This window comes from Candidatus Protofrankia californiensis, assembly GCF_900634765.1.
GTDB classification, from domain to species: Bacteria; Actinomycetota; Actinomycetes; order Frankiales; family Frankiaceae; genus Protofrankia; species Protofrankia californiensis.
The window spans coordinates 22,415-27,597 of sequence record NZ_CAAAFT010000198.1; the positions used below are offsets into that span (position 1 = coordinate 22,415).

Sequence of the window (5,183 nt, forward strand, 5' to 3'; positions counted from 1 at the left end):
GCGTTGACCTGCATCGGACTCAGTTCAAAAAGGTCTGCGACCATTTCAGGGGGGTCGCCGGCGCGGACCTGCTCCGCAATGACCTCAGTGGGAACATTACGGACCACTGGTTCACCGAACCCCCGCAGCGGGTCGATCACGACGTCGTCTACATCGAGAATCGGCCGGATGAGACGCGCGACCCCGTCTTCGTCATCGGTGAACTCGGTCGAGCGGAAAAACGCTTCGGCGGGGGTGCTCAAATTTAGCATCCGCTGACCGGTCCGGACGACCACCAGACACAGCTCCCTGTCCAGCCCGACGTCCTCCTGGACTGCGAGGACGAGATCCTTACCGGCGACGAACGGCCGGGCGTGCGCCAGCGGATAGCGGGTGTCGAACCGCTCGCGCAACATCTCGATCGCCGGACGCAGCCGGATCAGCGGGACTCCCCGCGCACGGAAACCGGCGAGCAGGCGAGTCTCGACGAACTTGCCCCACGTCACTGTGTCGTCGCCGGTACTCGCCGGCCGGATGACGGGCGGGTAGGCAGTGTCACCCCGGCGGTAGCCGTCAACCCAGCGGCGGGTGGTCCCCGCGGGGAGCAGGAGGATGCGGTCAGCCTGCGACATCCCGTAGAAGGGCCGCTCCAACAGGTTGATCACGTCCATGGTGCCATCATCGCGCACAACAACATGACGAAACTGCCCGGCTACTATGGGTGGACGTGCGCGATGGTCATGGCGGCGATTCCAATGCGCTGTCAGTCGGCTGGGAAATACAGATCGGCACCCGCCACATCATTCATGGCGGCAGCCAGGGTCCGACGTCGTCTCACCTTTCGCGCCGTGTACTCCTCCAGGTCGGCCACTGCAATCCGGCGGTGGCGACTGCCGGGAAGAGTCCGGGCGGGAATGGTCCCGTCATCGAGAAGTTTCACCAGCAACGGGCGTGAAATCCCCAGGTAGGCTGCTGCCTGATTCGGCGTCAGCTCGCTCGTGGAGTCGGGAGAGATGATCCGCACACGATGCCCGGCGGCCTGCTCGTGAGCCGCGTGGAGCAGGGCGCGCAGCACGGCCACGGGCGCGTCGACTTCTACGCCACCCACGACAAGCACCACCGACCCGGAGTCTGATGACGCGATCGCCTGCTCCACGGCCGATGCGAGGTCCGACGATGCCCGCCGGGTGGGAGCATCGGGACTGGTCAGCTCAAGAACCGCCGGATGGGACGTCATGGCTCCCCCTGCTACCGGCGATCATCATAGCTTCTATCTGAAGCATCTGTAACTCTACCCGATCTCGATCCCGGTTCGGGGACCGATCCGGGTGAACTCGTCCAAGCGCATGGATTCGGCCTTCGTCCAGGATCCCGCTACAACTTACGGTCGATCTGGGAGTCGCTGCGACCGCGTCCAGTGAGGTGGAGGAGGCAGTGCGGGTGCTGGGCGAGGCGGCAGGCCCTGCCATGGCAACCGCTCCTCACGACTTGCCCGGCACCTCGGTGCCGCCCGGCGCGGTCCGTACCTCCGACCACCGTCCTTTACGCCCAGTTCCGCTGGTCTCTGCCGGCCAACCCGTGTGACGTACCCAAAAGTGTGAAACCGGGAAGCCGCCGCAGCCTTGATGATCCGGCATCGGGCGGTGCGGTTCGCCGGGTCGAAGAGGCGCGATGCGGCATCCGAAGGCGAACTGGTCAGCGTGACAGCCGGACCGTGCCCATGATGCATACCGCATCAGATCGTATCTTTCGATCATTAATCTTTTGATACTAATTAGCTGTAGCGAGCTAATATCGCCCAGCTCACGTATGCGCATGGTGACGGTGGTGACATTAGGTGACGGTGGTGGGGGCGGGATGCGTGAGGGCCGGTGGCAGACTGTCACGGCGTCGCTGTTCCAGCATGAACGCGAGGCGCTCCAACACGTCCAGAACCTGCTACCGGACGCCGAGCCGTACCGCGCCTGGTCGAACTTCACGTTCACCGCGACGACCGGGCACGTGCGCGAGGTCGACCTGTTCGTCGTCGCACGCGGCGGCCTGTACCTGATCGAAATCAAGAGCCTGACCGGGCGGCTCACCGCCTCCGGCTCGAACTGGATACTGTCGAACGCCCGCGAGCGGGTTTTCGACAACCCGTTGCACCTGGCCGACTCCAAGGCGAAACAGCTCCGGTCGTTGTTGACCATCGCGGCCGGTCGCCTCGGGATACGGCAGCGGATCCCGTACATCCAGGCTGCGGTGTTCCTCTCCGAACCCGGCCTGCGGGTCGAACTGCCCGAGAATCAGCTGCACCGGGTGTACGGCCCTGAGCGGGCCGGCTCCGGCGCGCCATCTTCCGGGGCCGGCTCGGACGCGGGCAGGGCTGGGGTCGGTGCCGGCAAGGCCGTGAGTGTGGTGCTGCCGTCGATCTGGTCCGGCCTGCTGGACGAGCCGATCCGGGACGAGCGGCAACGGGTCAGCCCCGAACTGTCGAAGGCGCTGACCAGGCTGATGCCTGCCGTCGGTATCGCCAAGAGCCGCCGCCACCTGCGCATCGGCAGCTGGCAGCTGGAGTTCCCGCCGTTCGAGACCGGCCCGACCTGGCAGGACCATCTCGCGCAGCACACCCAGTTTCCGTCGGAGCGCCGGCGGATCCGCATCTACCTCGTCGAACGGTCCGCCGGCCAGGCCGAGCGTGCTGGTATCGAGGCGGCCGCTCGCCGGGAGATGCTGGCGCTGCACGGCATCAACCATCCGGGCATCGTCCAGGTCGACGCGTTCGAACAGCACGAGGCCGGCCCGGCGTTGGTCTTCAGACACCGGCCCGACGCGTTACGGCTCGACCACTACATGGCCCGCTACGGTGCCCGGCTCGACGCCGGCACCCGAGTCGACATGATCCGCCAGCTCGCCGAGGCGATGGCCTACGCACACGGCCGGCACCTGCACCATCGTGCGTTATCCGCGCGCAGCATCCTCGTTCTGCCGGCTTCACACCGCCGTGTACGGCCGACGGCCGTAGCCGATGGTCCCGGTTCTGGCGCCGATTCCGCCGTCGGCGGGGCGGCGGGTGGCGGCCACGTCGGGCAGTCGGCCACTGCAGACGGCCACGACCAGGGCTGGCTGACCCCCAGGCTGCAGATCAGCGACTGGCAGGCGGCGAGCCGGGAAACCGGTTCGAGCGCCGGCACCGCGGTCGTGTCGTTGCGGGCCGGGGCGGCCAGCCAGGTCGTTCCCCATCTCGAGCGCTCCGCGGAGGGTTACCTCGCACCGGAGCTCACTGCACCGCTGCCCGACCCGGTCGCGCTCGACGTGTTCGGTCTCGGCGCCCTCGCCTACCTGATCCTCACCGGCAGCGCGCCGGCGGCCCGCCGTGGCGAGCTGCTGACCAGGCTGGCGGACGAGCGGGGCCTGCACCCGTCCACGGTCGTCGACTCGATCTCCGACCTCACCGACGACCTCGTTGCGCAGGCGACCCGACCGGTGCCGGCGGACCGGCCGGGGAGCGTCCGCGAGCTGCTTGAACTGCTGGAAATAGTCGAGGAGGAACTCACCGCACCCCGCACTGCGAGCACCCCGCCGCTGTCCGTCGCGGGTGAGGCTGAGCCGGAGCCGGATCCGCTGGAAGCTCGGCACGGGGATCTGGTCGGCGGCGAGTGGCGGATCGAGAAGCGGCTCGGCACCGGCTCGACGAGCCGCGCGTTCCTCGCGCTCAACGGGCGGACCGGACAGCACGAGGTGCTCAAGGTCGCGCTGTCCGCCGACCGGGCAACCCGGCTGGAGCATGAGGCGGAGGTGCTGCGCCGGCTCGGCGACTCGCGGGTGATCCGGCTGGCCCGTCAGGAGCCGCTGCTGATCGGTGAGCGGTCGGTGCTGGTCCTGGAGCACGCCGGCGAGCGGACCGTCGCCCGCAAGCTGCGCGACGAGGGTCGCCTCACCATCGACGAGCTGGAGACGTACAGCGACTACCTGTTCGGCGCGGTCGACTACCTGGAGGGTGAGGGGGTCGCGCACCGTGACCTGAAGCCGGACAACATTGTTATCCGGAAGCGGCAGAACCGCACCTATCAGCTGGTGCTGATCGACTTCTCGCTCGCCGGTATCTCGGTGCGGGAGATCGAGGCGGGCACCCCGCGCTATCTCGACCCGTTCCTCGGCACCGGCTCGCGGATGGTCTACGACGACCACGCCGAGCGGTACGCGCTCGCGGTCACCCTGCACGAGATGGCGTCCGGCGAGCTGCCGCTGTGGGGCGACGGCAGCACCGAGGCGCGGTTCACCGAGGGGCCGCCGACGCTGGCGACCGAGGCGTTCGACCCGGCGATCCGGGACGGCCTCGCCGCGTTCTTCCTGCGGGCGCTGGACCGGGACGTCACCGTCCGGTTCGGCTCGTTGAAGGAGATGCGTGACGCCTGGCAGGCGGTGTTCCGGGCGGCGGACACGGCGCCGCCGGTGGGCAGCCGCCACCCCGACTCCGGGGTCGGGGTGGCCGGTACGGGCGCCGGCACCAACAAGCAGGCCGCCGCTGGCGCTGGTGGCGGCGCGACGGCGACCGAGATCGGCGCTGACGACCCGGCCGACGGGGAGGCGGCCCAGCAGGCACGTGACCACGCGGCCTCCCAGGCGACGCTGGACACCCCGCTGGAGTCCGCCGGCCTCAGCCCGCGGGCGATCTCCATCGCGCACCGCCTGAACGTGACAACCGTCGCCGAGCTGCTCGCGCTCGGCTCCAAACAGATCATCAGTCTCCCCGGCACCGGGCAGAAGACCCGCCAGGAGCTGCAGGCCCGGATCCGGCAGTGGCGCCCGCTCACCGCCGCCGCGCCACAGGTCACCGCCACCGTGGTGGCCACGCCGGCCGTCGCCGTGCCGGACGGCACGCCCGACGCGGAGCTCGCCCGGATCGGCGTCGACGGGATCGTCGCCCGCCTCCTCCCGCGCCCGCAGGGTGCCCGCAACGCGACCGAGCTGACAGCGACCCGGCTGCTGCTCGGCCTGCCCGACGCCGCCGGGGAGCTCCCCGGGCTGCCTGCCTGGCCCCGCCAGCAGCTCGTCGCGGATCGGCTCGGTGTCAGCTCCGGCCGGATCGCCCAGGTGCTGTCGAAGCGGCGCCGCGCCTGGCATGGCGACACGGTGGTGCGCAGCGTGCACACCGAGCTGGTGGAGCTGCTTACCGAGGGCGGCCGGGTGATGGGCTTCGACGAGCTGGTCACCGGGGTGCT

The 5,183-nt window shown here is 69.3% G+C and carries 3 protein-coding genes; 1 reads left to right on the plus strand and 2 read right to left on the minus strand.

All coding sequences use genetic code 11. The features are described 5' to 3' along the window. Both DD1DGNOD_RS10930 and DD1DGNOD_RS10935 read right to left on the minus strand, forming a co-directional pair. The coding region (locus DD1DGNOD_RS10930) for a DUF433 domain-containing protein (protein ID WP_165036595.1) at positions 1-650 on the minus strand (650 nt) is incomplete at its 3' end. 92 nt (positions 651-742) lie between these two features. After that, complete coding sequence (locus tag DD1DGNOD_RS10935) at positions 743-1,216, minus strand: helix-turn-helix domain-containing protein (RefSeq protein ID WP_131770036.1); 474 nt, start codon at positions 1,214-1,216, stop codon at positions 743-745. Positions 1,217-1,806: 590 nt separating this feature from the next. On the opposite strand from DD1DGNOD_RS10935, the gene pglW reads away from it, so the two are divergent. Continuing rightward, the coding region (gene pglW, locus DD1DGNOD_RS10940; protein WP_346434310.1) for a BREX system serine/threonine kinase PglW at positions 1,807-5,183 on the plus strand (3,377 nt) is incomplete at its 3' end.

Excerpts from the sequence above, each read along its gene's own strand:
- DD1DGNOD_RS10935 (WP_131770036.1), bottom strand. The coding sequence starts at position 1,216 with ATGACGTCCCATCCGGCGGTTCTTGAGCTGACCAGTCCCGATGCTCCC.